The sequence below is a fragment of the Eubacterium pyruvativorans genome, assembly GCF_900102225.1.
GTDB lineage: Bacteria > Bacillota > Clostridia > Peptostreptococcales > Anaerovoracaceae > Aminicella > Aminicella pyruvativorans.
This window is the reverse complement of the sequence record NZ_FNBF01000010.1, coordinates 33,349-58,890: the sequence shown is the minus strand read 5'-3', so window position 1 is coordinate 58,890 and position 25,542 is coordinate 33,349. Positions and strand designations below refer to the sequence as shown.

Here is a 25,542-nt window from a genome sequence, read left to right as displayed (position 1 = left end):
TGCCGATCCGGGTCTTCAGGGTCCGGCTGCGGATGCCGTTGCGACTGTCTGTGCGTTCGTCAGAACGCTCATACGGCGCAGCCCGAAGCTGTTCCTGAGACTCCGCCTTCAGGATGCTGTTGAGACTGTTGGTGAGCAGTGTCCGGAACGCTTCATCGCGATCCACGGAAAGTAATTGTAGAATTTCCTCCTGATTCAATGTAATATTGAGTTGAGCCATCGTGTTCTCCTTCCTTGGTATTAATGGTGATTTTGGTCGATTTTCATTATACCTAAAGGTCGAGCACCTGGCTCTTTTTAATTTTTCAATTTACACCATTATACGGACGCCGCCAACACCAGATTTTGACATCGTAATTAATCTACTCAACGCCCATGAATCCGGTGCTGTCATCGTCTTTTCGTCCGATCGATTGTCCCGTCTCGGTGGCCGTGGGAATGATCGATCGGAAGTTGGTATATTTTTTTCTTAACTACGCCCGGGTGCATCCGAATCGTATACTATCTGACCGCCCAATCAGGTGCGAAAATCCAGATTTTTCCTTAATCGCACCCTCGGAGGGGACGGAAATATATTAATCAAGTTTTTCTGTCGAAATCGCACCCTGAAATCCGGCATTTTGGGTGCGGATCGGGGATATTGGGTCGATTCCGCACCTTTTCCATACAGTATACACGGAGATCGTATACAACTTGATGATACAGGCCCCGGCAGGCGGAGATTGTATACAATTCCCCATTCGGCTGGCCGCTGCGCCTTGGAGGACCGTTCCCATCCGGCCGGCCGCTGCGCCTTGGTGGAACGTTCTCATCCGGCCGGCCGCCGCACCTTGGTGGACTGTTCCCATTCGGCCGGCCGCCGCACCTTGGTGGACTGTTCCCATTCGGCCGGCCGCTGCGCCTTGGTGGACCGTTCCCATCCGGCCGGCCGCCGCACCTTGGTCGACCGTTCTCATCCGGCCGGCCGCCGCGCCTTGGAGGACCGTTCTCATCCGGCCGGCCGCTGCACCTTGGTGGACCGTTCCCATCCGGCCGTGCCTGCCAGCGATGAACAAATGCATCAAAAAATCTGACACTTTGAATAAACATGGCTTATCGTGAAGATATAAAATGCTGATGATTGGCAGGCCATTCAGAAAATGAATATTGCATGCATAAAAATACGGCGGGCCGCATGAGGATTCTGCCCGGGAACCGGGGTCGGCGGGGATGAACGAGGCGGATTTTTCAATGAAAAGATTTACTTATCGTAACAATAAGAACCGCATATTTTCAACGGTTTCGCCATGTATACTTTAAATTGTCATTTCGTGCCATAATCGCTGAATCCGTTGAAATACTGTCATGTCAGCCGATCCGGACCATGGAAGCTGAATTTGACTTTTCATACATGAAAGTGTATAGTCGCTTATAGATAAGAGGTATTGAATTAGAAACAGGTTTTCGACCGCGTTTTCGGGATATGTGCTTTATGCATAAATAGAAAAGGGGTTTCATGGAAGTTGGCACAGTGAATGGGGATCTGAATGTATCGCTCATTGCCAATGCCGGGCTGCTGATGGAATACTGCGGAACGAAAATCATGATAGACGGAATCTACGGGAGTCAGGGGCATCCGTTCAGTAATCTGAGCGGAAATCAATGGAGCAGGATGCTCCGTGGGAAGGCTCCTTATGACGGGGTTGACTACCTGATGTTCACCCACGATCACCCGGATCATTTTTCCCGGGAGATGACGCTGCGGTATCTCAGGGAGCGGCGTGTGAAAGGGATTTTTCTCCCGTCGGAAGGCATCGTCGGGTCGGTGCTGGAACATTATCTGGAAGAGAACGGCATTTCTTGTGTTGAATTGTCGAAATTTACCAATAATGCACACTATGGAATTGAACCTGCCGTATCGGTGCAGGCACTGCGGACCAGACATCTGGACCGGAAATTCAGAAATGTGGCAAACTACTGTTATCTCATTACGTTCGGACAGAAGAATGTCCTGATCACGGCGGATGTGGATTATGTCAGCGAGAACTTTCTCCGGCTGCGTGATGTGCCGCTCCGGGGGGTATTCATCAACCCGCTGTTTTTCAACGAGATGCGGGGCGGACATTTTTTCCGGGGTACGCTGGAGGCGGAGGAATACATTATTTACCATCTCCCCTACGAAGGGGATGACCGAATGGGCATGCGGCGCATGACGGAACGGAATCTGGAGCAGTGGAACAGGGATCCCCGGAAGGGGAAAGCGACAGCACTGTCGGAGCCGGGACAGAGGATCGTCCTCTGAGGATTTTTTGTCCGGCGGGCAGGCAGGAAAACAGGTCATATCAGACATTCCGGGAAGCCGGAAGAGAGAGCTGAGACGATATACAGGAGTGATTACAGGAGGTTTGAATTATGGCGAAGGACAACGACATCCTGGAGCTGGCTGACGGCGGTACCCTCACGAGAGTGGTTGCGGTCAGACTGAGACCGGGCACAGATGTGCTGCTGGGGCTGGAAGAGGCCTGCAAGCGTGCGAACATCAGCAACGGCGTCATCCTCACGGGGATGGGCAGCCTGAACGGCGTGAAATACTGCAACCCGATTGAGCTGGAGGATTCCCCGTCCGGTTACGGATACGGCGCTCCGCTGGAACTGGTGGGTGTTATCGAACTCACCGGCATGAGCGGAATCATCTGCCACGATGCGGAGGGCAACACGAATCTGCATGTCCATGTGGATCTGAGTGATCGCCACGGCGGCGGCCACGGCGGACACCTGGTGGAAGGCACGAAGGTGCTGCTGACCACAGACGTGATCATCGCTGAGATTGGGGGCAAAGTGAACATGGGACGTGCGTTCGACAAGGAACTGGGCGTGCCAATCTTCAATCCGACGCAGATCGAGGTATAGCGCCGGAAACAGAAATCAAGGCAATTACAGGCCGGCGGGATCAATATCCGGACCGCATCAGGCGGAAGACGGAGGGCTGCATCGGGCAGCTTCGGGGTCAGTCCCGGACCGGACTGTTTGCAGATAACACTTCATGTAATTCTTTTTAAGAAAGGTGTGAAAGAATTTGGCTAAGAAAACGTATTCAAAGGAACAGGCTCTGGATTTCTACCGCACAATGGTCAGAATCAGATCCTTCGAGGAGCATGCGGCAGACTGCTTCATGAAAGGCATGCTGGCAGGCAACATTCATCTGAGTATCGGTCAGGAAGCTGCAGAAGCAGGCGCTTTCGCAGCGATTGGCAAGAATGACTATTTCTGCACCACACACAGGGGCCACGGTCACGCGATCGCCCGGGGCGCTGATCCGAAGAAGGCTATGGCCGAACTGTTCGGAAAGGCAACCGGCTACTGCAAGGGCAAGGGCGGTTCCATGCACATTACTGATATCGAAGGTCTGGGTGCGCTGGGCGCAAACGGTATCGTCGGCGCCGGTCAGGGTATCTCCGCCGGTTCTGCTTTCGCATCCAAGTATCTGAATGACGGAGCGGTCACCGTCGGCTGCTTCGGTGATTCTTCCACGAACCAGGGTATTTTCCATGAATGTCTGAACATGGCTGCCACCTGGAAGCTGCCGCTGGTATGGTTCGTGGAGAACAACAGCTACGGTGTATCCACGGATATTCACAGAGTGACGAACACCGAGACGATCTCCGAGAGAGCGAAGGCATACAATGCGCAGGGCGAAACGGTAGACGGCACCGATGTATTCGCAGTCTATGAGGCAATGCAGGAAGCCATGGAATGGGCTCGTTCCGGAAAGGGACCGTACCTGCTGGAGGCCAGAGTTTACAGATATCAGGGTCACTACTGCGGTGATCCGGCGAACTATCGTCCGAAGGAATACATGGAAGAAGCCATGAAGCATGATCCGATCGAAAAGCTGGGGAAGAAGCTGATCGAAGAATACGGCATGACCCAGGAAGAACTGGATCAGATCCATGCAGATGCGGATGCGGAAATGGATGAAGCAGTTAAGTACGCAGACGAATCCCCGTATCCGGATACTGATACGCTCTTAACGGATGTATATGCGGATGATAATGAAAGGTGTGTGGCAAGATAATGAAGAAGTTAACATACAGTAAGGCCATTCGTGAAGCGGCCATCGAGGAAATGAACCGCGACGACAAGGTATTCCTGATGGGTGAAGACGTCGGTGTCATGGGCAACACTTTCGGATGCTTCATCGGACTCCGGGACATGTTCGGTGCCCGTCGTGTCATTGATACGCCGATCTCCGAAGAGGGTTTCACCAGCATGTGCGTTGCTGCGGCGATGAGAGGACTTCGTCCGGTAGCGGAGCTGATGTATAACGATTTCATCACGGTCTGCGGCGACCCGATTTTCAACCAGGCGGCGAAGACCAGATATATGACGGGCGGACAGGTGAAGGTACCTATGGTACTTCGTCTGCCGATGGGTTCCGGCAGAAGAAACGCCGGTCACCATTCTCAGTCTCTGGAAGCGCTGTTCTGCCACTTCCCGGGCCTGAAGGTTGTGGCTCCGGGATGCCCGGCAGATGCAAAGGGTCTGCTGAAGGCGGCCATCAGAGATGATGACCCGGTCATGATCATGGAACACAAGCTGCTCTATGCGAAGAAAGGTGAAGTTCCGGAGGACGAGGATTACATCGTACCGCTGGGCAAGGCGAATGTGACCAGAGAAGGAACGGATATCACGGTCATCACATGGTCCAGAGAAGCCAGATTCGCAGAAGAAGCGGCGGACAAGCTGGCGGCAGAGGGCATCAGCACCGAGGTGCTGGACCTGCGTTCCCTGGTTCCGCTGGATTGGGACGCAATTGTGAAGTCTGTATCCAAGACACATAATGTTGTCATCGTTTCCGAAGAGACGAAGAGAGGCAGCTATGCAGGTGAGATCTCAGCCCAGATCAACGAGGATCTGTATGATGAGCTGGATGCACCGGTACTGCGTGTCTGTGCGCCGAACATCGTTTCTCCGTTCAGCCCTGTACTGGAAGACCTCAACTTCGCACAGCCGGATGATATCGTCCAGGCAGTGAAGAAGGTCCTGAACAAGTAATGAAGGAGGGTATGAAAGAATGGCAACAGAAATCTTAATGCCTCAGCTGGGCCTGACTATGGAAGAAGGAACCGTAGACGAATGGGTCAAGCACGAGGGTGACGAAGTAAAGAAGGGCGATGTCGTGCTGAAGATCACGACAGACAAGCTTTCGAATGATATCGAAGCGGAAGAAGACGGCGTTCTGCTGAAGATCGTCGCACAGGAAGGCGAAGATGTTCCGGTGAAGGGTATTCTCGGATACATCGGCCAGGCAGGGGAAACGGTGGATGCACCGGCAGCAGATGCGGCTCCAGCAGCGGCACCGGCGGCGGAAGCTGCAGCGCCTGCACCTGCGGCAGCGGCTCCTGCACCTGCGGCAGCACCAGCAGGCGGAAGAGTCCGGATTTCCCATCTGGCGAAGAAGATCGCAGAAGCGAACGGCGTGGATTACACCGGTCTCACCGGTTCCGGAACGAACGGCCGGATCGTGAAGGCGGACATCGAAGCTGCGATGGCGAAGGCGGCAGCGGCTCCAGCAGCGGCAGCAGCTCCGGCACCTGCGGCAGCACCGGCTCCGGAGACGGTGGACGGCATCGAACTGCAGGACGGCGACGAAGTGAAGAAGATGTCCGGTATGATGCGGACAATTGCGAAGAGAATGACCCAGTCTGCCCAGGAGATCCCGACGGTTACCCATGTGATGAAGGTGGACGTGACCGACATGCTGGCATTCCGCAAGAAGCTGAATGCAGAGTACGGCGCAGCCCATGGCATCAAGTTCTCCGTCAACGATCTGGTACTGAAGGCAGTGGCCAAGGCGCTGAGAGAGCATCCGGAAGCACGGGTCAGCTACGCCGGAAAGAATTACATCCAGAGAGCTCACGTGAATATCGGTATGGCTGTATCCACGGATGACGGCGGCCTGATCACACCGGTCATCAAGGATGCGGACAAGATGACGCTGACAGAGGTATCCAAGGCTTCCAAGGACCTGGCTTCCAGAGCCCGGAGCGGCGAGCTGACAGCAGAAGAATATCACGGATCCACATTCAACATCTCCAACCTGGGTATGTTCGGCGTGGAATCCTTCAGCCCGATTATTAACCAGCCGGATTCCGGTATCCTCGGTGTCTGCGCAACGGAAGACGAACTTCAGATGGATGAGGAAGGCAAGATTGAAAAGCGTCAGGTAATGCGGATCTGCTACACTCATGACCACAGAGTAATCAACGGCGCAGAGGCAGTGAAGTTCGAGAAGGCAATCAAGGATATCCTTGAGGATCCTATGTCGATTCTGCTGTAACCGAAGGAGGAATAATCAGAATGGCAACAGAAGTTAAGATGCCTCAGCTGGGCCTGACGATGGAGGAAGGTACCGTCGATGAATGGGTCAAGCATGAGGGAGATGAAGTAAAGAAGGGTGACGTCATCTGCAAGATCGCCACAGACAAACTGACCAACGATCTGGAAGCGGAGGAAGACGGCGTTCTGCTGAAAATTGTAGCAGAAGAAGGCGAAGATATTCCGGTACAGGGTGTCATCGCATATATCGGCGCACCGGGAGAGAAGATTGATGCACCGGCGGCAGCTCCAGCGGCACCGGCGGCCCCTGCGGCTCCTGCGGCAAAGAAATCCGACGTGGAAACGGTCGGCATCATCGGCGGCGGCCCGGGCGGATACACCTGTGCTGTGAGACTGGCCCAGCTGGGTGCGAAGGTTACGGTCATTGAAAAGTCGAAGATGGGCGGAACCTGCGTCAATATCGGATGCATCCCGACGAAGGTTCTGGTACACAGCGGCGATGTGGCAGCGTCCTTCAAGCAGATGGATGACATCGGTGTCGTAGGTGAGTTCAAGGGCGTGAACTGGGACAAGGTTCAGGCGAAGAGAGAATACATCGTCAACAGAATGAGCGGCGGTGTTTCGGCGCTGATGAAGGCGAACAAGGTCAAGGTCATCAAGGGCACGGCTGAGTTCGTGGACAAGAAGACGGTGAAGGTGACGAAGGAAGACGGAACCACAGAGAACATGTCTTTCGACGCAACGGTCATCGCTACCGGTTCGAAGAATTTCGCTCCGCCGATTCCGGGACTGGACACGGAAGGTGTCATTGATTCCACCGGAGCGCTGTCTCTGAAGACACAGCCGAAGTCCATGATCATTGTGGGCGGCGGCGTCATCGGTGTGGAATTCGCTACGGCATATCAGGAGATGGGCACGCAGATCACGATTCTGGAAGGTCTGCCGCGCATTCTGGGACCATGTGACGGGGAACTGGCACAGCAGCTGGAGAAGATCATGACGAAGGATCAGGGTATGGATATCCATCTGGAGTGCATGGTGCAGAAGATCGAGAAGACCGCCGGCGGCGTGAAGGTTACCGTGGATCACAAGGGTGCCACCGAAACCTATGAAGCGGAGAAAGTCCTGATTGCCATCGGCAGAAGAACGAACATCGACGGACTGAACATCGATGCGGCAGGCATCGCCAACGACAGAGGACGCATCACAGTCAATGACAGACAGGAAACCAATGTGCCGGGTATCTGGGCCATCGGTGACTGTGTTGGAAAGACGATGCTGGCCCACACGGCCATGTCCATGGGCGAGGTCGCTGCAGAGAATATCATGGGCGGCGACTCCCATTACGGCGGCGTGGAACCTTCTGCGGTATACTCCAATCCGGAATTTGCCGGCGTCGGTCTGACCGAGGAGCAGGTGAAGGAGAAGGGCATTCCGTACCATGTGGGCACATTCCCGCTGACGGCCAATGCCAAGGCGCTGATCGAAAACGGCGGCCTGGGTACCATGAAGTTCATTGTAGATGACAAGTACGGCGAAATCCTCGGATTCCACGTACTGGGTGCCAGAGCATCCGATCTGGTTGCAGAAGCAGCCATTGCCATGGATATGGAAGGAACGATCGATGATGTTATTGCGACGATCCATTCCCATCCGACGATCTATGAAGCCGTACGGGATACAGCCTGTGTGGCGGAAGACAGACCGATGAACATGCCTCCTTCAAAGAAGAAGAGAAAGTAATTCCGTCTGACAACAAGTTAATATGCAGAGTGCCCCGAGCCAGACAATGACCCGGGTACTCTGCACCAATTATCGGATTGTGATTCGTGACGATTTCATTTCTCCCGGACAGGAATATTAACATAGACTTTACTGCAATGCAGTGAAAAAGGTAGATAAAAATTCTGATTGTAGTATAATTATCTGTGTAATGTGACGAGCCGGTGAAGAAGACGTTATCAGAATATGAAGTCGTACCATCGTCACGGGTGATAATTTGGAATTTTCCGAGCGAGGCGCTGTGCGCCGTAACCGGAAAGGGGGTCAATTTCATGTACAATGCGTACAAAAAGTTCATGAAGGGCTGGGGTATGCTGGAGAAGGTCATCACAGTAATTCTGATGGTCGCAGTTACTGCCCTGACGTTCGGCAATGTACTTTCCCGGTACATCCTGCCGACCGCATAGTCTTTCACAGAAGAGGTTGTAATTAATCTCTTCGCTATCATGTCCATGATGGGCGCCGCAATGCTGGCAAGCAAGGACGGCGGACTCGTCAGTATGGCGCTGCTGAATACAGCACTTAATGACAAGGGAAAGAGAATCCTGAACCTGCTGGACGTAGTGATCGGCGTTATTTTCTTCATTCTTATCTTCCATTATGGTCTGCAGAGAACAGAGATGCTGTACACAACGAATAAGCTCACAGACGTTCTGCGTATGAAAGAATGGTACTTCACCGCAGGCGCACTGGTTTTCTCCAGTATCTGTTTCTTCCTGCATTATTTTGAATTCGCACTCGATCAGATTCATGCACTGATTCATGGTGAACCAGAGGAGGTGGACAAGTAATGGTTAATGCTGTTCTGTTTGGTTCATTCATCATCATGCTGATTCTGAATGTGCCGATTGCTGTCGCACTGGGACTTTCGGCAGCGCTGACACTGCTGTATGCGGGAGTACCGCTCTCCATTATTGCAATCAATATTTATTCCGGGCAGGCGAAGTTCCTGCTGCTGGCTATTCCGTTCTTCGTTCTGGCCGGTAATATCATGGCGAAAGCCGGTATTTCCGACAGACTGATTGAATTCGCAGATGCCTGCGTAGGACACAAGAAAGGCGGAATCGCCATCGTATCCGTCATTGTAGCATGCTTCTTCGGTGCGCTGTCCGGTTCCGGTCCGGCTACTGTTGCGGCGCTGGGCTCCATCCTGGTTCCGGCTATGGTGGACAAGGACGGATTCAAGCCGAATTTCGCCACCACACTGCTGGCGGCTGCGTCTTCCATCGCCATCGTTATTCCGCCGTCTATCGCTTTCATCGTATACTCCTCCATTACAGGAGCTGCGGTAGGAGACCTGTTCATGGCCGGTATCATCCCGGGCATCCTGATGGGTGTTGCGCTGGTTGTTCTGATCAAGATGGAATGTAAGTCGGCTCATATCGAGGCACACAGAGCGAAGTCCAGCTGGGGTGCCAGAGGCAAGTCCTTCGTGAAGGCTTTCTGGGCATTCCTGATGCCGGTCATTATCCTGGGCGGCATCTACGGCGGCATTTTCACTCCGACAGAAGCGGCAGCGGTATCCGCTGTATACGGACTCATCGTCGGTCTGTTCATCTACAGAGAGGTCAAGCCGTCCAATCTGTGGTCGATCTTCGTTGATTCCGTCACAACATCCGGTTCTGTCATGATCATCATCGGATGCGCATCCCTGTTCTCCTATGTCTGCACGACCCAGGGAATTGCGGCCTCCGCACAGGGACTGCTGGGCGCCATGCCGAACAAGTATGTGTTCCTGCTGGTGATCAACATCATCTTCCTGATTGCGGGATGCTTCGTTGATGCGAACTCTGCGATGTACATCTTCATCCCGATCATGTTCCCGGTTGCACAGGCCATGGGCATCGACCTGGTTCAATTCGGTGTCATCGCCACCGTCAACCTGGCAATCGGTCAGGTTACACCGCCGGTAGGTGTCAACCTGTTCGTGGCATCCGGACTCCGGATCCCGGGAAGACCGAATGTATCCGTAACGGAGATGGTTCGCCCGGCGCTGAAGTGCTGCGCAGTTCTGATCATCGCTCTGCTGCTGATCACATACATCCCGGCGCTGTCCATCGGTATTCTGGGTAAATAATTGACAGCCTGAAGCGGCAGGCATATAATATTAGATAATTCAGATTAATCAAGGTGCAGAAAATGATATCGCGTCAATTATAACTGGTATTTATGGAGGGGAAAAATGAAAAAGACATTGAAAGTACTTGCAGTTGTGCTTTGCCTCACAGTATCCGTTGCGATGCTCGCAGCATGCGGCGGCGGATCGACGAAGAAATCATCCGGCGGCGGAAGCTCCAAAGCCACGACACTGAAGGTTGCGTTCTCCGCTGGTGACACATCCACATGGGCTACGGCTCTGAAGAAGTTCGCTAAGGACGTTGAGAAGGACACAGACGGTAAGGTTAAGATTCAGCTTTATGCTTCCGACCAGCTGACCAACGGTGACCAGGTTGCCGGTATTCAGGCGGTTATCGACGGAACGACAGACATGTCCTTCCATTCGAACATCATCTGGTCCGGACTGGACGAGCAGTTCGCAGTTGTTTCCCTGCCGTTCCTGTTCGACAGCACAGCCTCTGCTGACAAGGCTCTTGCCGGCAAGGGCGGAGATGCTCTGAAGAGCGCTCTGGAGAAGCAGGGCGTTGTCCTCCTGGGCGTTGGTGAAAACGGTTTCAGACACGTGACGAACTCCAAGAGAGAGATCAAGACTCCGGCAGACATGAAGGGTCTGAAGATCCGTGTTGCAGGATCCACAGTACTGATGGATGCTTACAAGGCTTGGGGCGCTGACTACACGAAGGCGAACTGGTCCGAAGTTTACACAGGACTGCAGACAGGAACATATGACGGACAGGAGAACCCGCTGCCGACAGCTGATTCTTCCTCCATCCAGGAAGTACAGAAGTACTGCACATACTGGACCGGTTCCTATGACTGCCTGTTCCTCACAATGAACAAGGCGAAGTGGGACAGCTTCGACAAGGATACACAGGATATCCTCTCCAAGGATGCTGAGGCAGCCTGCACATACCAGAAGAAGCTGAACCGTTCCGAAGACAAGAAGGTTATGACTAAGTGGGAGAAGAAGGGCATCAAGTTCCACAAGACAACAGATGCTGAGATGAACCAGTTCAAGAAGCTGTCCGATCCTACATGGTCTGCTTTCGAGAAGAGACTGGTCAAGGGCGGAATGAAGCAGGCAGATGCTGACAGCCTGCTGTCCGCATTCGGCGCGAAGTAGTTCCGAGATCAGAAACACTGAATCATTTACCAACTGATTATGATGCAAGACGCGATATTTCTTGCCGCATTATAGGGATCCCCGGCTCGGGAAGCTGAGCTCACGGGCCGGGGATCCGGAAAAGAGAAAGAGAGGACCTGCGCTTAGGCGCGGGTCCTCTCTTTCTTGCGATTACTGCTGCTTCACATCCACCTCACCGAACAGGCTGAGGGAGCCGAAAATGCTCTGGAGACGTTCGTCATCCAGAATCACGATTTTCTTGTATTCCGGCCGGAGAATTTCGTCCCGGGCCAGCGCATTGATGATCCGGTTCACCGACACCCGGTTGACGCCGGTGATGGCGGCAATCTGCTCGTTGGTATGACTGATAACCGGCCCGTTCAGCATATAATTGGAATGCAGGAAATAGGCGATCCGTTTCCGGTTGTCCCGGAAATGGGAGCAGGCGATATAGTCACTCAGGGTGGTGATACGCATCACCAGATGCTGGATGATCAGATCCTTGGACAGATCTTCGGATTCGAAAATATCCCAGAATTTTTTCTTCGGCAGCAGGTACACAGTGCATTCCGTAATCGCCTGTACACTGATGATGACGGGAAACACGTCCCGCTTCAGCAGAGATTCACTGCCGATCATATTGTTTTCTCCCAGATAGAACAGCGTGAGCGCATCCCCGTCACTGTTGGTCACCACCGTTCGGGCCTGTCCGGAGGTGATGAAGCCGATGTACTGCGCCTGCTCCGCCTTCATGAAGATAAAATTGTCCTTTTCGTACGTTCGCCGGATGCCGTGGGTCTCGAAAATCTTCCGCAGCACCTGCCAGGATTCATCAATTACCATGTTCTGTCCCATTGTTCACCCCTGTCTTTTCGGTCTGTACCGGCTATCTTACCCGCTTATTATATCATGAGAATGTATAACAGACTACATTTCAGCCGCCGGACAGGCGGTGCATTTCGAGGCCAGATCCAGGAAGAAACGATGTATTTTTGTATATTTTCATAAATAACAGAATAACTGTATAATTTGTTACGAAGTGTCCGGATTTCAATGCATTAGAATAACAGACAAGGCGAGGGGCGGGAGGCTCTCGGACCCGATGAAGGAAAGGCAGGAGAGAGGATAGTATGACGGAATATATGAAAGGCTTGGTGAAAGAAGAGGCCGCTCCGGGCCCCTTCCGGTGGCGGGAAGATCTGCCGGTGCCGGCACCCGGTCCGGACGAGGTATTGATCCGGGTTCACGTGGCAGCACTCTGCGGAACGGATCTGCACATCATGGAATGGGACGAATGGACCCGGAACTGGGCGAAAGCGCCGTTTATTCCGGGGCATGAGATCTGCGGTGAGATTGTGGCCCTGGGGAGAGATGTGACGCAGCGGAAGGTGGGGGACCGGGTTTCCTGTGAATCCCATATTGCCTGCCACCACTGTGCGGCGTGCGCAAGCGGCATGGAACAAATCTGTGAGAATCTCCGGCTGTTCGGAGTGTCGCAGGACGGCGGTTTTGCGGAATATGCGAAAGTCCGCTGGGATGTGACTTATGTCATTGAAGATTCTTCCATTCCGGATGAAACGGCGGTACTGTTCGAACCGATGGGGGCCGGTGTTCACGGTGTGGAGAAAGCGGAAGTGGCCGGAAAGAATGTGCTGATCAGCGGGTGCGGACCGATCGGACTCACCGCCGTGGCCACTGCGAAAACTTTCGGAGCGCAGCAGATCATCGTCTGCGATCTGATCGATGAGAAACTGGCCATCGCAGAGAAAATGGGGGCGGATGTGACCCTGAACGCCGGCCGGGAAGATGTAGCAGAGGCTGTGCGCCGGATGACCGGCGGACGGGGGGCGGATGCGGCAATCGACATCACCGGTTCCCAGCAGGCGATCACTGCGGCGGTGAAGGCACTGCGAAGCGGCGGACGGTTCGTGGGTGTGGGCCTTCCTACCCGGGAGATCCATCTGGATCTGGCCAACGACGTTTTCTACCGGGAGGTGGAAGTCACCGGGATATCCGGGCGGCTGATCTGGAAAACCTGGGATGATTTCGCGAAAGTCATGGCCGGCCCGTATTTCCGGTCTGAATATGTTCTGGGCGGGAAATACCCGATGCGGGACATTGACAGGGCGGTGGAAGCAGTCCGGAGCGGGGTGCCGGGAAAGATGCTGCTGTACCCGGATGTGCCGCCGGCAGAAGCGTAAGGAACCACAGGAGAAGGCACCGCAGCGCAGGAAATCGAAAAACAGGAAACCGAATCGTAAGGAACCGAATAATAAACCTATGATGATATGAGGAGGATACTATGAGCTATTCCAATGAATTTCTGACGGACATCTATCAGAAACTGATGGAAACCAGAATGCTGGAAACCAGACTGGTGGAGTTGTATGCGGAGGGCAGAATTCCGGGCCATATCCACAGCGGTGTGGGGCAGGAAGCGTCCTATGTGGGTGTGCTGGCGAACAAGGGGGAAGGAGACTGGATCCGCCCGTCCCACCGTCCGCCTTCGACCGTAGTGATTGCGGGTACACCGCTAAAGGAGTTCTGGGCGGAAATCCTGGCGAAGAAGACAGGCAATGCCGGCGGGAAAGGCGGCATCCTTCATGTAGGTGACTATGATCATCACATTCTGGGCATGTCCGGCATCCTGGGATCCGATGCAGGTGTTGCGGTGGGTGCGGCCCTGACCCAGAAACTGAAGAAGACGAACGACATCGTGGTATATTTTGTCGGTGACGGAGCCTCCAACCGGGGACCTGTGGCAGAAGCCATGGCCCTGGCATCCTGCTGGGAAGTGCCGGTGCTGTTCTGCTGCGAAAACAACGGGTTCGCCATCTCCACGCCGTTCGAGTATTCCTACCGGACCCCTCATGCGCTGGCAGATAAGGCGGAAGGGTACGCCATGCCGTCGAAAACCGTGGACGGCACGGATGTGCTGGCGGTGTACGAAACGGCAAAGGAAATGTTCGACTACGTCCGTTCTACCGGAAAGCCGGCGGTGCTGGAGATGCGGGACTACCGGTTCCGGGGGCACTTCGAAGGAGATCAGTGCGCCTACCGGGATCAGGACGTAACGGCTCAGAAAATGACGGAAGAGGACGGCGTGAAGAATTTTGAGGAAAAGCTTCTGGCGGCAGGCGTTCTGACCCGGGAGGAGATGGATGCCAGGAAGGCGGCGTTCGCCGAAAAGCTGGAGGCGATTATCGCAGAAGCGGAAGCAGCGCCGGAGCCGACGCCGGAGGATATTTACGAAAACCTTTACGTATAATCGAAGCAGGAGGAAACGATGAAATATACATATGGAAATGCCATTACCGCGGCCCTGCGGGAAGAGATGCAGAGAGATGAGAATGTGCTGATCTGGGGAGAAGACGTGGCGGAATTCGGGAATATCTTCGGACTCACCCGGGGCCTGCTGGAAGAATTCGGACCGGACCGGGTCCGGAACACCCCGATTGTGGAGACAGCCATCATCGGTGCGGCCATCGGCGCCGCAGAGACCGGACTCCGGCCGGTGGCGGAGCTGATGTACTCCGACTTCACCATGCCGGCATTCACGGAAATTTTCCACCTGGTTTCCAAGTGGAGATATATGCACGGCCCGAAATACCGGCTGCCGCTGGTGATCCGGAACGCATCCGGCGCCTCCAACGGCGCAGCAGAGGAACATTCCAACACGGTGGAGTCCCTGTTCATGCATGCGCCGGGTCTGACCATCATCACCCCGTCCTGTGCCTATGATGCGAAGGGTCTGCTGAAATCAGCGATCCGCAGTGACGATCCGGTTCTGTTCTGTGAGCCGAAGCTCCTCTACCAGCAGAAGCAGGAAATCGATCAGGAGGTCTTCGAGAGTGACTATACCATTCCGATCGGTCTGGCAGATGTGAAGCGGGAAGGCACCGACGTCACGCTGATCGCCGTGGGCCTCATGGTTCCCCGGGCACTGGAGGCGGCGGAGATCCTGGCGGAAGAGGGCATCTCGGTGGAAGTGATTGACCCGCGCACCATTGCGCCGCTGGACAAAAAAACCATCTATCAGTCGATCGCCAAGACCCACCTCTGCGCCATTGTGGAGGAAAGTAACAAGACGGCGGGCATCGGCGCCGAGTATGCCGCCACATTCCAGAAGGAAATGTACGATGAGCTGGACGGACCGGTGGAGCGGATCGCCGCCCTGGATGTGCCAATGCCGTATAACATGGCGCTGGAGCGGTATGTCATCCCGGATGCGGGAAACATCTGTGAAACAATCCGGAGTATGGTGAAGTAACGGGAAGGAGAAGCGCACATGAGTGTAGAAGTAGTCATGCCGAGAGCGGGACTCACCATGGTGGAGGGGACCATCAGCGAATGGAAGGTTCCGGAGGGGGCGTCGGTCAAGAAGGGCGATGTCCTGATGGAGTATGAGAATGAAAAGAATATGATTGAATATGAGGCGCTGGACAGCGGCATCATTCACATGGTGGCGAAGGAAGGGGACACCGTGAAGGTAGGCGGGCTGATCGCATACCTCGCCCAGGATCAGACGGAGTACGAGCAGATCGCTTCTGCCGGCGCCGGTGCGTCTTCCGCAGTGGATTCAGCTCCGGCGGAGGAGCCGGCATCGAAGCCGGAAGCGGCCCCTGGGCCGGCCGCTGCCCCGGGCTCCACTTCTGCTCCGGCGAAGCGGTCCGGGAGAGTGTCTGCAACAGGCCTTGCAAAGAAGATGGCGAAAGAGGCCGGCATCGACATCCTGGACGTCACACCGACCGGAGCGGACGGCATCCGGGTCCGGGCCAGGGATGTGGAGGCCTATCTGGCGGCGCCTCGCCCTGCGGCAGGATGTGCGGATTCTGCGGAAAGCGTCATCACCGAGATTCCTTGGAAGGGCGTCCGGGCCGCCATTGCGAAGAATATGTATAATAGCGTGCAGCAGACCGCCCAGTGCACCATGGCCTGCGAAGTCAACGCCACGAAGCTGCTGACTCTCCGGGAATCCCTGAAGCAGGACCAGGAGATGCTGGGGGTGAAGATTACGGTCAACGACCTGCTGTGCAAGATGCTGGGGAAGGTCATGCTGAAGCATCCGATGGCCAACGCAACCTTTGACGGCAGCACGCTGTATGAACACAGCCACGTGGATCTGTCCGTGGCGGTGGCCACGGAAGACGGCCTCATGGTGCCGGTGGTGAAGCACATCGATACGATGACGCTGACGGAAATCAGCCGTAAGGTAAAGGATCTGGCAGAGCGGGCCAAGACGAAATCCCTCCTGCCGGATGAGTCTTCCGGTGCATCCCTGACGATCACTAACGTAGGCATGTTCCCGATTCACATGGCGACGCCGATCCTCAATCCGCCCCAGGTGCTGATCGTGGGCGTGGGACAGCCGGTGCAGAAGCCGGTGGTACAGGAAGACGGCACCATCGGTGTGGGATCCATGATGAATATTTTCGTCACCGTGGATCACCGGGTCATCGACGGTATGATGACGGGAAGGCTGCTGGCGGATATCAAGGCCTATATCGAGCATCCGGAGATGATCCTGGCGTAACAGGAAGGAGAATGAGAGCATGAAAATAGCGATTGTAGGCGGCGGCCCGGGCGGATATATCGCAGCGATCCGGGCGGCGCAGCTGGGAGCGGAAGTGACGCTGATCGAGCGGGGCCGGCTGGGAGGCACCTGCCTGAATGTGGGATGTATTCCGACGAAGTGCCTTCTGCACAGCGCAGAACTCATGGAAATGATCCTGGAGCAGGGGCCGGAAATCGGCGTGGAAGTGCCGGAAGTCAAGGTTAACTTTCCACAGATCATTGCCCACAAGAATGAAGTGTCCGACCGGCTGGTCGGCGGTGTGGCGGGACTGATGAAGGCGAACCGGGTGAAGACGGTGACGGGGGAGGCCTGCTTCACGGCGCCCCGGAAACTTACGGTTACCCGGGAAGACGGAACGAAGGAAACCGTGACGGCGGATGCGGTCATTCTGGCCACAGGTTCAGTGAATGCAGCACCGCCGATTCCGGGACTGGCGGAGAATCCGGACTGTATCGATTCCACCGGGGCCCTGTCCCTGGAGAAACTGCCGGAGACCATGGTTGTTGTGGGCGGCGGCGTCATCGGCGTGGAACTGGCCTGCGCCTATGCCGGATTCGGCACAAAGGTGAAAGTAGTGGAGGCCATGGATCACATACTGCCGATGCTGGACGGGGATCTGACCAAGGTGGGACTTGCTCATATGAAAAAGATGGGCATCGAATTTCATCTTTCCACACCGGTCCGGTCCTTCGAAAAGACGGAGAACGGTGTGCGGGTGAACTGTGAGCGGAACGGAGAGCCTGTCGCCTTTGAAGCTGAGAAAGTCCTGGTGGCCATCGGCAGAAAGCCGAACACCGGATCGCTCAATCTGGATGCTGGAGGTGTGAAGCACGAGCGGGGGGCCATTTTGGTCAACGACCGGATGGAAACCAATGTGCCCGGCGTCTACGCCATCGGCGACTGCGTGAAAGGTTACGCCCAGCTGGCGCATACGGCTTCCGCCATGGGCGAGGTGGCTGCAGAGAACATCATGGGACAGGAAGCCCACTATGACGAGCGGACCAACCCGACCTGTGTTTATATGGAGCCGGAGGCCGCATCGGTGGGGCTGACCGAGGAGCAGGCAAAGGCAAAGGGGATTGATTACAAAGTCGGAACCTTCCCGATGGCCGCCAACGGAAAAGCCCTGATCCTGAATGGCGGCGAGGGGCTGGTGAAAATCATCGCCGGAGCGAAGTACGGTGAGGTGCTGGGCATGCACATCATCGGGCCCCGGGCTACGGACCTGATTGTGGAAGGAGCCCTGGCCATCGACCTGGAGGCGACGGTGGATGAACTGGTGGAGACGATCCACTCTCATCCGACGGTCAGCGAAACCATGCGGGAAGCGGCGCTGGACGTGATGGGGCGCACCCTGAATATGCCGCCGAAACGCAGATAAGCAGCAGATACGCAGCAGATAAGCGGAATGCGATCGAATTGCGGGACGTGAAACGGAGAAACGAGAAATCCGTTTTGCGTCCGGCTTTTTTTAATACCTTGAAAGATCCCGGTAGACGGATTCTGAAAGAATCTGAAAATCGGTTGACAAATGACGATGGATGCATTATTGTACTAAGTACTTAATACAACAACACAGGGAAGACAACGAACTTCAAGAGGAGGAATGGATATGGCATGGGAATTCAAAGACGGGATTCCGATCTATCGTCAGCTGGTACGGAGGCTGGAGATCAGCATCGCAGCCGGAGAGTACCAGTCCGGAGAGAAGATGCCGTCGGTGCGGGATCTGGCAATGGAGGCCGGCGTGAATCCGAATACAATGCAGCGTGCGCTGGCGGAACTGGAAGCCGGCGGTCTGCTGCACAGCGAACGGACCGCCGGACGGTTCATCACCTGGGACGAGGATATTCTCACGAAACTCAGGCGGGATCTGGCGGCCGGATACGTGGAGGATTTGTTTCGGAATCTGGGACGGCTCGGAATGAGCACGGCAGAAATCTTTGATACCGTAAGGCGCTGGGCGGAGCAGACGGAAGCGAAGGCGGAAGCTCTGGCGTCATCGGCGGAAGCCGGCCGGCGTCCTGAGGTGGAGACGGCGGACGCAGAAAGGAGCGGGAAATGAGCCTGTTGGAATGTAAGGGATTGACAAAAATCTACAGTGGGAATAATGCTCTGAACGGTGTGGATCTGAATCTGGAGAAGGGGCAGATCGTCGGTCTCCTGGGACCGAACGGCAGCGGGAAGACGACGTTGATCAAGCTGACTGCCGGCCTTCTGGTTCCCACCGCAGGAGAGGTGCTGGTGGACGGCATGAAACCGGGACCGGAAACCAAGGCGGAAGTCGCATACCTTCCGGACCGGGATTTCCTGCCGGACTATATGAATGTCATCCAGCTCCTGAATTTCTATGAAGATTTCTTCGCAGATTTCGACCGGCCCAGGGCCCAGGAAATGCTGGCGGATCTGAATATCCCGCCGAAGCAGAAATACGGGAAAATGTCCAAGGGGACCAGGGAGAAGGTCCAGCTGATTCTGACCATGAGCCGCAGAGCCCGGGTCTATCTGCTGGATGAACCGATCGCCGGTGTAGATCCGGCGGCAAGAGATTTCATCCTGAAAACCATCATCAGTAATTATTCAGAGGATGCGCTGGTGTTGATTTCTACCCACCTGATTGCAGATATTGAGACGGTGCTGGATGATATCGTGTTTCTGCAGAATGGCCAGGTGGTGCTGCACAAGTCCGCAGATGAAATCCGGGAACAGGACGGCAAGAGCGTGGATGGATTATTCCGGGAGGTATTCAGATGTTGAGAAAATTAATGAAATATGATTTCAAGACCATGGGCCGCATTCTGGTGCCGGCATATCTGGTCATGCTGGCCCTGTCCGTACTGTTCGGATTATCCCTCGGTGGAAATCATTCTTACGGACTGGTTGGTAATATGGTAACTTCGCAGGGGTACCGCAGAACGATGGTGACTACGCTGGGCTTCATCTTCGGAGCCTCCTGCTTCGCAGGTGGCCTGATCACACTGATCATGATTATTCAGAGCTTCTACCGGAATCTGCTGGGAGCGCCGGGACATCTCATGTTCGCCCTGCCGGTGAAAGTCCGGACCCATGTGACGGCGAAGGGCATATCCGCCACGATCTGGGTGATACTGGGATGTCTGACGGGACTGCTGTCTCTGGTCCTCCTGAGCACGGCGGCCTTCGGTCCTCATTATTTTGGCCAACTCCTCATGAGATTCTGGCCCGGCATTGCGGAGCAGCTGGGCAGCCAGAAAGAAGAGGTTCTCTATGTGCTGCAGATCATCCTGGTCTTGATACTGGGGGCAGCGGCAGAAGTGATGCGGATCTATGCGTCGATTTCCATCGGCCACCTCTGGAGTAATCACCGGGTTTTCGGTGCGGTGCTGGCGTATATCGGTTTCGGTGTCATCGGCACGCTCCTGGTCAATCTGATTAATCTCAATGCGGCCCAGTTAGACATCTTCTTGAACCGGATCTTCCTGTATTCCGGTGCTTATGCGGGACACATGGCGCTCCTGTACTTTGCGCTCTTTGAACTGGTGGTTGCGGTGATCTACTGGGTCATCACTTCCGTGATTCTGTCCCGCCGTCTGAATCTGGCATAGGGGCGGCGGTCGCCCGACGTGAGTCCGGTCGCCCGACGTGAGTCCGGTCGGTTAGCGGGGCGGCGTTCGTCCCGCAGGGTGCGAAATCTCAGCTTTTTCGGATTTCGCACCTGTTTCCCGCCGTTTCAGCCGTAAATCATGGACGACATGATTTGGCATGGTGCGGAAACAGAAAAATGGCTGTTTTCGCACCCGGTGGCCGGAAGATGCAGTTCTGGGAAGGTGGTTATATTACTCATATCGATCCCCTTGCATGTGATTATTAACTTTTACTTCCATTCTCCTGGCGGATATTTTTTTCGCAGAATATCCGGTCGGGAGATGAGTTATTTTTTGTATGACCTGTCCGAGCTGTATATAATCGGACCATAGGTCCGGGTGCGGATTTTCGGTTTTCTCCAGAATCGCACCATCAGATGCAGCCGGAATAAATTACTCGAGATTATCTTTCATTTTCGCACCCTTCCGAACGCAAAAAAAGTGCGGAATCGCCCTAAATGCCCGATTCCGCACTTTCATGGCCGGATTGTATACGATTCTGGCCGGTTGTGGCGCTGGATTGTATACAATCCGGCGCCGGCCGCCGGTCATCCGACCGCCCGCCTGCCACACAATTAGTGGATCTCTTCTCCGTCGCCTACCTTCACATGCATTTTGTCTTCGAAATATTTCACCATGCCTGCCTGGTCCCAGTCGATGAAGCCGTTGTCGTTCATCCAGTCCATGATGCGCAGGGTGACATCGGTAACCGGCAGGTCGACGCCCAGATGGTGGGCGTACTGCTTCGCATTCAGAAGGTCTTTCCGGTGTACGGCGATCCGGGCGCCCGGGGTGTAATCCCGGTGGATGATTTTCGGGACTTTGTTTTCGTAGAGAGGACCGCCGCAGAAGCCGGTGCGGGTGGCTTCGAAGGTGGTCTGCAGATCGATGCCGGCTTTTGCCGCGAAGGCGTAGCCTTCCGCCATGGCGGCGAGGTAGGAACCGGCGATCGTGTTGTTGACGAGTTTTGTCGTATCACCGGATCCCGGGCCGCCGGTATACACCGGGCTGCCCATACAGGACAGGATCGGCTTCACCTTCTCGAAAATTTCTCGGTCGCCGCCGGTCATGATGGCCAGGGTGCCGGCCTCCGCCATCGGGTTGCCGCCGCTGACCGGCGAATCCAGCAGGTACATGCCGCCGGCCTTTGCCTCCTGATAAAGATCAAGAATGATATTCGGGGCTGCCGAGGAGCAGTCGATGATAATCGATCCTTTCGGACATAAGCGAATCGCCTCCTCCACGGAATGACGAATGGTCTCGTGGGTCGGCAGCATCTGCATGATGACGTTGCATTTCCGGTAGACCTGCTCCGGGTCCTGCTCCGGGAATCCCCCTGCGGCCTGGAACTGTTCCATCTTCTCCGGAACCACGTCGTAACCGTAGACTTTGAAGCCGGATTTCCGGATGACATTTTTTACCATGGGAAGTCCCATTACGCCGAAACCGAAGAAACCGATGGTTGTTTCTGTAGTCATTGTTTTGCCTCCATTTCGCATGTAAACGAACTCTTCTATATGCTCATTGTAGGAGCAATTCAGAAAAATGGGAAATACAAAAAAATTGTGCAGCCATAAACAGGGTTTATGGCTGCCCAGGTGTGTGTTCTATCTTTTCTTTCCTGTTTTCCGGAGGAGGAACTGGCGGGGAGGCTGTTCGTTTTCCGGACGGGGCCCGGCGGGGGACCAGCTAATACCCGAAGGGGGACCTGGCGTCCTATCTCACTGCCTTTCGGATCGCCTCCAGCAGGTCGCTGTATTCCGTGAAAGCAGGAACTTCCGGGTGGGCGGCGTGAATCTGGGGCGTGGTCCGGAACAGGAATCCGGCGCTGCTGGCCTCGATCATCCCCAGGTCGTTGAAGCTGTCTCCGGTGGCGATGGTGTCGAAGCCGATGGCCTGCAGGCCCTTCACTGTGGTGCGCTTGGAATCCTGCACCCGCATCCGGAAGCCGGTGATTTCCCCGTCCTCTGCCACCTCCAGGGAATTGCAGAAAATCGTGGGCCACCCCAGCTTCTGCATCAGCGGCGCAGCGAATTCGGTGAAGGTGTCACTGAGGATGATCACCTGCATCTCAGTGCGCAGGGTGTCCAGAAATTCCTTCGCACCGTCGAAGGGATCGATGGCAGCGATGGTGTTCTGCACGTCCTTCAGCTTCAGTCCGTGTTCCTTCAGTGTGTTCAGCCGGAACCGCATCAGTTTGTCATAATCCGGTTCGTCCCGGGTGGTGCGCTTCAGCGCCGGAATGCCCGTGGCCTCTGCGAACGCAATCCATATCTCCGGGACCAGAACTCCTTCCAGATCAAAACATGCGATATACATGGTATTTCCTCCTGTGTATTGTCGGGTCGGCGGTGCCTGGGCGCCGCTTTCTTTGTTTACAGCAATGAAGAGATTATACCATAGTTTCGGCATTGTGACAAAAAATAACGCAGCAGGCGGCCGACCTGCTGCGCTTCGGGTTATTCACTGATCGGTTTCGTATGCCAGATTTCCCGGGCATAATCCCGGATGCTGCGGTCCGCTGCGAAGCGGGCAGCCATGGCGATGTTCCGGATGGACATGCTGTTCCACCGGTCCCGGTCCTCGTAAGCGTCCTGGATCTCCTGATGGACCCGGCAGTAATCGTCGAAGTCCTTCAGACACATGTACGGGTCGGCAATGCTGTAGGTCGGCCGGAGCAGATAGTCCTTCAGCTTATGGAAGTCTGTGCCGGCGAAGCCTTCTCCCAGCCGGTCCACCGCCGCCTTCACTGCCGGGTTGGATTCATAGATGTCCAGGGAGCGGTAACCGGCGGCCAGGTTCTTCTGCACCTCGTCCGCCTTCTGGCCGAAGATGAAGATGGCGTCGTCTCCGACAGCCTCCCGCATCTCCACATTCGCCCCGTCCAGGGTGCCGATGGTGATGGCGCCGTTGATCATCAGCTTCATGTTGCCGGTGCCGCTGGCTTCTTTTCCGGCCAGGGAGATCTGTTCGGAAATGTCGCTGGCCGGCATCAGGCGCTCCGCCATGGAAACGCTGTAGTTTTCCAGGAAGATCACCCGCATCTTCTGACGGATCTTCGGGTCCTTTTCGATTTCCTCTCCGATCCGGCAGATCAGCTGGATGATGTTCTTCGCCAGGTAATAGTTCGGGGCGGATTTCGCCGCAAACAGGTAGGTTTCCGGACGCATATCCAGGTTCGGATTTTCCCTGAGCATGTTGTAGCGGCTGATAATACGCAGGGCGTTCAGCAGCTGCCGCTTATATTCATGCAGGCGCTTTGCCTGAGTGATGAAGAGGGAGTCCGGGTCCGGGCAGATGCCGGTTTCGGCTTTCAGACGGTCGGAGAAGGCTGCCTTGTTCTCCCGCTTGATTTCTTCCACCCGCTTCCGGACACTGCTGTCGGATGCGAATTTCGCGAATTCCTCCAGCTTCCGTGCATCCTTCCGGTAATCCGGCCCGATGGTTTCGTCCAGCAGTGAGGCCAGCTTCGGATTGGACTGGCAGAGCCAGCGCCGGTAGGCGATGCCGTTGGTGACATTGGTGAACTTATCCGGCCAGGCCAGATAAAAGTCGTGGAACAGATCGTCCTTCAGGATTTCCGAGTGCAGGGCGGAAACCCCGTTCACCCGGTGGGAGCCGATGACGGACAGGTTCGCCATCCGGACCTGATCTTCTCCCAGCGGCGCCATGTAATTGATCTTTCCGGTGTCTCCCGGGAAGAGTTTCTCCATGTCTTCCCGGAAACGGCGGTCGATTTCCCGGATGATGGCGTAGATGCGCGGCATCAGCATGCGGACCAGCTGCTGGTTCCACTTCTCCAGCGCTTCCGCCAGCACCGTGTGGTTCGTGTAGGTGACAGTGCGGGTGACCAGGTCCCAGGCCTTGTCCCACTCCATGCCGTGTTCGTCCATAAAGAGGCGCATCAGTTCCGGAACGCAGAGCGCCGGATGGGTGTCATTGATATGGATGGCCACCTTCTCCGGGAAGTTGTCCAGGGTGCCGTGCAGCCGGAGATGGTCCCGGATAATATTCTGGCAGGAGGCGGAAACCATGAAGTACTGCTGCTTCAGCCGGAGCTCCTTTCCCTCTTCAATGTTGTCCGCCGGATACAGAACCTTGGAAATCAGCTCGGCCTTGTTGGTTTCCTGCTGGGCCCGGGTGAAATCCCCGTTATTGAAGGAGTTCATGTCGAAACTCTCCCGGTTCGTGCTCCACCACAGACGCAGCTTGTCCACCGCCGGGCTGTCCGCACCGGAAATGCACATGTCGAACGGAATTGCCTCCACAATCTGCTGGTTCTCGATATTGTACTGCAGGCCCTCTTCGGTCCAGTACTCGTGATAATCGCCGTAGAAGCCGACCCGGAACGTGTCTTCGTCCCGGCGGTTCAGCCACACATGGCCTCCCGGCAGCCAGTTGTCCGGCATTTCCACCTGCCAGCCGTCCACGATCTTCTGTTTGAACAGGCCGTATTCGTACCGGATTGAAAAACCGGTGGCGTCGTACTCCTGAGAAGCCAGGGCATCCATGTAGCAGGCTGCCAGACGGCCCAGACCGCCGTTCCCCAGACCCGCATCCGGTTCCTGATCGTACAGTTCTTCCATGGAAATGCCCCGGCGCTTCATGACCCCGGCTACGATGCCGGTTTCATCCAGATTATACAGGTTGTTCTTCAGGGACTGTCCCATCAGGAATTCCATACTGATGTAGTAGATCTTCTTCTTCCCGGACTCATTCTTCTCGGCTTCCCGGCGCACCTTGTTGAAGGCCCACTTCTTCTTCAGAAGCTGGCTGTTCACGATTTCGGCAGTGGCCATGTACAGCTCCCGGGGGGATGCGTTTTCAAAGTCCGTGTGGTAGTTATTCTCCAGATGCAGCGTCAGCTCCTCCAGAAATTCCACTTCTGTGGGCAGGGTGAAGCCCTGGGGCGTATTCGGGGAGGCCGGAGCGGCAGCAGTATGTTTCGGCGCGGCCTTCTTCACAGCGCTTTTCTTTCTTTTCGTTGGCATGGTTTCTTCTCC

The 25,542-nt window shown here is 55.4% G+C and carries 22 protein-coding genes and 1 pseudogene; 18 read left to right on the top strand and 5 right to left on the bottom strand.

The features are described 5' to 3' along the window. A partial coding sequence (locus BLQ24_RS05225) for a transposase (protein ID WP_176755839.1) occupies nt 1-220 on the bottom strand: 220 nt, incomplete at its 3' end. Between the two features lie 1,275 nt (nt 221-1,495). Here BLQ24_RS05225 and BLQ24_RS05215 point away from each other — a divergent pair. The 10 genes and pseudogenes from BLQ24_RS05215 to BLQ24_RS05175 all read left to right on the top strand — a co-directional run bounded on the left by BLQ24_RS05215 (nt 1,496) and on the right by BLQ24_RS05175 (nt 11,341). Next, nucleotides 1,496-2,281: an MBL fold metallo-hydrolase gene (locus tag BLQ24_RS05215; protein WP_090163398.1), complete on the top strand. Its 786-nt coding sequence runs from the start codon at nt 1,496-1,498 to the stop codon at nt 2,279-2,281. A 110-nt stretch (nt 2,282-2,391) separates the two neighbouring features. Continuing rightward, nucleotides 2,392-2,889: a PPC domain-containing DNA-binding protein gene (locus BLQ24_RS05210; protein ID WP_090163396.1), complete on the top strand. Its 498-nt coding sequence runs from the start codon at nt 2,392-2,394 to the stop codon at nt 2,887-2,889. A gap of 166 nt (nt 2,890-3,055) precedes the next feature. Beyond that, nucleotides 3,056-4,054 (top strand): thiamine pyrophosphate-dependent dehydrogenase E1 component subunit alpha, encoded by a 999-nt coding sequence (locus tag BLQ24_RS05205; protein WP_090163394.1) that lies wholly within the window; start codon nt 3,056-3,058, stop codon nt 4,052-4,054. Then, nucleotides 4,054-5,034 (top strand): alpha-ketoacid dehydrogenase subunit beta, encoded by a 981-nt coding sequence (locus BLQ24_RS05200; RefSeq protein ID WP_090163392.1) that lies wholly within the window; start codon nt 4,054-4,056, stop codon nt 5,032-5,034. Before BLQ24_RS05205 ends, BLQ24_RS05200 begins: the two co-directional genes overlap by 1 nt. 19 nt (nt 5,035-5,053) lie before the next feature. Continuing rightward, nucleotides 5,054-6,319 (top strand): dihydrolipoamide acetyltransferase family protein, encoded by a 1,266-nt coding sequence (locus BLQ24_RS05195; RefSeq protein WP_090163390.1) that lies wholly within the window; start codon nt 5,054-5,056, stop codon nt 6,317-6,319. A 20-nt stretch (nt 6,320-6,339) separates the two neighbouring features. Continuing rightward, on the top strand, nt 6,340-8,061 hold the full coding sequence (lpdA, locus tag BLQ24_RS05190) for a dihydrolipoyl dehydrogenase (RefSeq protein ID WP_090163388.1): 1,722 nt from the start codon (nt 6,340-6,342) through the stop codon (nt 8,059-8,061). A 311-nt stretch (nt 8,062-8,372) separates the two neighbouring features. Then, nucleotides 8,373-8,507, top strand: a complete 135-nt coding sequence (locus BLQ24_RS10435) for a hypothetical protein (protein WP_272867337.1) — start codon at nt 8,373-8,375, stop codon at nt 8,505-8,507. 15 nt (nt 8,508-8,522) lie between these two features. Beyond that, nucleotides 8,523-8,891: pseudogene (locus tag BLQ24_RS05185) on the top strand (TRAP transporter small permease); the annotation flags it as partial. After that, nucleotides 8,891-10,177, top strand: a complete 1,287-nt coding sequence (locus BLQ24_RS05180; protein WP_090163384.1) for a TRAP transporter large permease — start codon at nt 8,891-8,893, stop codon at nt 10,175-10,177. The pseudogene BLQ24_RS05185 and the gene BLQ24_RS05180, both read left to right, overlap by 1 nt. Before the next feature lie 105 nt (nt 10,178-10,282). Further along, nucleotides 10,283-11,341 carry a DctP family TRAP transporter solute-binding subunit gene (locus BLQ24_RS05175; RefSeq protein ID WP_090163373.1) on the top strand — a complete coding sequence of 353 codons (1,059 nt, stop codon included), beginning with the start codon at nt 10,283-10,285 and terminating at the stop codon, nt 11,339-11,341. 171 nt (nt 11,342-11,512) lie between these two features. Here the strand turns inward: BLQ24_RS05175 and BLQ24_RS05170 are convergent, their stop codons facing one another. After that, nucleotides 11,513-12,196: a Crp/Fnr family transcriptional regulator gene (locus BLQ24_RS05170; protein ID WP_090163371.1), complete on the bottom strand. Its 684-nt coding sequence runs from the start codon at nt 12,194-12,196 to the stop codon at nt 11,513-11,515. Nucleotides 12,197-12,471: 275 nt separating this feature from the next. Here BLQ24_RS05170 and BLQ24_RS05165 point away from each other — a divergent pair, with 275 nt between their 5' ends. From BLQ24_RS05165 to BLQ24_RS05130, 8 genes are all read left to right on the top strand, one after another. Further along, nucleotides 12,472-13,542, top strand: coding sequence for a zinc-binding dehydrogenase (locus BLQ24_RS05165; protein ID WP_090163369.1), 1,071 nt, complete (start codon nt 12,472-12,474; stop codon nt 13,540-13,542). Nucleotides 13,543-13,643: 101 nt separating this feature from the next. Further along, the gene (locus tag BLQ24_RS05160; protein ID WP_090163367.1) at nt 13,644-14,609 is read left to right on the top strand and encodes a thiamine pyrophosphate-dependent dehydrogenase E1 component subunit alpha; all 966 of its coding nucleotides are present in this window, start codon (nt 13,644-13,646) and stop codon (nt 14,607-14,609) included. An 18-nt stretch (nt 14,610-14,627) separates the two neighbouring features. After that, nucleotides 14,628-15,611 carry an alpha-ketoacid dehydrogenase subunit beta gene (locus tag BLQ24_RS05155; RefSeq protein ID WP_090163365.1) on the top strand — a complete coding sequence of 328 codons (984 nt, stop codon included), beginning with the start codon at nt 14,628-14,630 and terminating at the stop codon, nt 15,609-15,611. A gap of 18 nt (nt 15,612-15,629) precedes the next feature. Continuing rightward, nucleotides 15,630-16,874, top strand: a complete 1,245-nt coding sequence (locus BLQ24_RS05150) for a dihydrolipoamide acetyltransferase family protein (protein WP_090163363.1) — start codon at nt 15,630-15,632, stop codon at nt 16,872-16,874. A gap of 19 nt (nt 16,875-16,893) precedes the next feature. After that, a complete protein-coding gene (gene lpdA / locus BLQ24_RS05145; RefSeq protein ID WP_090163361.1) occupies nt 16,894-18,297 on the top strand; it encodes a dihydrolipoyl dehydrogenase in 1,404 nt (467 codons plus the stop codon). A gap of 231 nt (nt 18,298-18,528) precedes the next feature. Next, nucleotides 18,529-18,981, top strand: a complete 453-nt coding sequence (locus BLQ24_RS05140) for a GntR family transcriptional regulator (protein ID WP_090163359.1) — start codon at nt 18,529-18,531, stop codon at nt 18,979-18,981. Beyond that, on the top strand, nt 18,978-19,673 hold the full coding sequence (locus BLQ24_RS05135) for an ABC transporter ATP-binding protein (protein WP_090163357.1): 696 nt from the start codon (nt 18,978-18,980) through the stop codon (nt 19,671-19,673). Before BLQ24_RS05140 ends, BLQ24_RS05135 begins: the two co-directional genes overlap by 4 nt. Further along, nucleotides 19,667-20,500, top strand: a complete 834-nt coding sequence (locus BLQ24_RS05130; protein WP_143004255.1) for a hypothetical protein — start codon at nt 19,667-19,669, stop codon at nt 20,498-20,500. Before BLQ24_RS05135 ends, BLQ24_RS05130 begins: the two co-directional genes overlap by 7 nt. A 614-nt stretch (nt 20,501-21,114) precedes the next feature. Here the strand turns inward: BLQ24_RS05130 and BLQ24_RS05125 are convergent. The 3 genes from BLQ24_RS05125 to BLQ24_RS05115 all read right to left on the bottom strand — a co-directional run bounded on the left by BLQ24_RS05125 (nt 21,115) and on the right by BLQ24_RS05115 (nt 25,530). Beyond that, nucleotides 21,115-22,017 carry an NAD(P)-dependent oxidoreductase gene (locus BLQ24_RS05125; RefSeq protein WP_090163353.1) on the bottom strand — a complete coding sequence of 301 codons (903 nt, stop codon included), beginning with the start codon at nt 22,015-22,017 and terminating at the stop codon, nt 21,115-21,117. 238 nt (nt 22,018-22,255) lie between these two features. Continuing rightward, complete coding sequence (gene thrH / locus BLQ24_RS05120) at nt 22,256-22,858, bottom strand: bifunctional phosphoserine phosphatase/homoserine phosphotransferase ThrH (protein ID WP_090163351.1); 603 nt, start codon at nt 22,856-22,858, stop codon at nt 22,256-22,258. A gap of 140 nt (nt 22,859-22,998) precedes the next feature. Beyond that, the gene (locus BLQ24_RS05115) at nt 22,999-25,530 is read right to left on the bottom strand and encodes a glycogen/starch/alpha-glucan phosphorylase (RefSeq protein ID WP_090163349.1); all 2,532 of its coding nucleotides are present in this window, start codon (nt 25,528-25,530) and stop codon (nt 22,999-23,001) included. Nucleotides 25,531-25,542: the final 12 nt, after the last annotated feature.

Coding starts and splice junctions, on each gene's coding strand:
- BLQ24_RS05115 (WP_090163349.1), bottom strand. CDS start 25,530: ATGCCAACGAAAAGAAAGAAAAGCGCTGTGAAGAAGGCCGCGCCGAAA.
- BLQ24_RS05180 (WP_090163384.1), top strand. CDS start 8,891: ATGGTTAATGCTGTTCTGTTTGGTTCATTCATCATCATGCTGATTCTG.
- BLQ24_RS05125 (WP_090163353.1), bottom strand. CDS start 22,017: ATGACTACAGAAACAACCATCGGTTTCTTCGGTTTCGGCGTAATGGGA.
- BLQ24_RS05215 (WP_090163398.1), top strand. CDS start 1,496: ATGGAAGTTGGCACAGTGAATGGGGATCTGAATGTATCGCTCATTGCC.
- BLQ24_RS05140 (WP_090163359.1), top strand. CDS start 18,529: ATGGCATGGGAATTCAAAGACGGGATTCCGATCTATCGTCAGCTGGTA.
- BLQ24_RS05155 (WP_090163365.1), top strand. CDS start 14,628: ATGAAATATACATATGGAAATGCCATTACCGCGGCCCTGCGGGAAGAG.
- lpdA (WP_090163361.1), top strand. CDS start 16,894: ATGAAAATAGCGATTGTAGGCGGCGGCCCGGGCGGATATATCGCAGCG.
- BLQ24_RS05170 (WP_090163371.1), bottom strand. CDS start 12,196: ATGGGACAGAACATGGTAATTGATGAATCCTGGCAGGTGCTGCGGAAG.
- BLQ24_RS05160 (WP_090163367.1), top strand. CDS start 13,644: ATGAGCTATTCCAATGAATTTCTGACGGACATCTATCAGAAACTGATG.
- thrH (WP_090163351.1), bottom strand. CDS start 22,858: ATGTATATCGCATGTTTTGATCTGGAAGGAGTTCTGGTCCCGGAGATA.
- lpdA (WP_090163388.1), top strand. CDS start 6,340: ATGGCAACAGAAGTTAAGATGCCTCAGCTGGGCCTGACGATGGAGGAA.
- BLQ24_RS05165 (WP_090163369.1), top strand. CDS start 12,472: ATGACGGAATATATGAAAGGCTTGGTGAAAGAAGAGGCCGCTCCGGGC.
- BLQ24_RS10435 (WP_272867337.1), top strand. CDS start 8,373: ATGTACAATGCGTACAAAAAGTTCATGAAGGGCTGGGGTATGCTGGAG.
- BLQ24_RS05130 (WP_143004255.1), top strand. CDS start 19,667: ATGTTGAGAAAATTAATGAAATATGATTTCAAGACCATGGGCCGCATT.
- BLQ24_RS05135 (WP_090163357.1), top strand. CDS start 18,978: ATGAGCCTGTTGGAATGTAAGGGATTGACAAAAATCTACAGTGGGAAT.
- BLQ24_RS05150 (WP_090163363.1), top strand. CDS start 15,630: ATGAGTGTAGAAGTAGTCATGCCGAGAGCGGGACTCACCATGGTGGAG.
- BLQ24_RS05195 (WP_090163390.1), top strand. CDS start 5,054: ATGGCAACAGAAATCTTAATGCCTCAGCTGGGCCTGACTATGGAAGAA.
- BLQ24_RS05210 (WP_090163396.1), top strand. CDS start 2,392: ATGGCGAAGGACAACGACATCCTGGAGCTGGCTGACGGCGGTACCCTC.
- BLQ24_RS05200 (WP_090163392.1), top strand. CDS start 4,054: ATGAAGAAGTTAACATACAGTAAGGCCATTCGTGAAGCGGCCATCGAG.
- BLQ24_RS05175 (WP_090163373.1), top strand. CDS start 10,283: ATGAAAAAGACATTGAAAGTACTTGCAGTTGTGCTTTGCCTCACAGTA.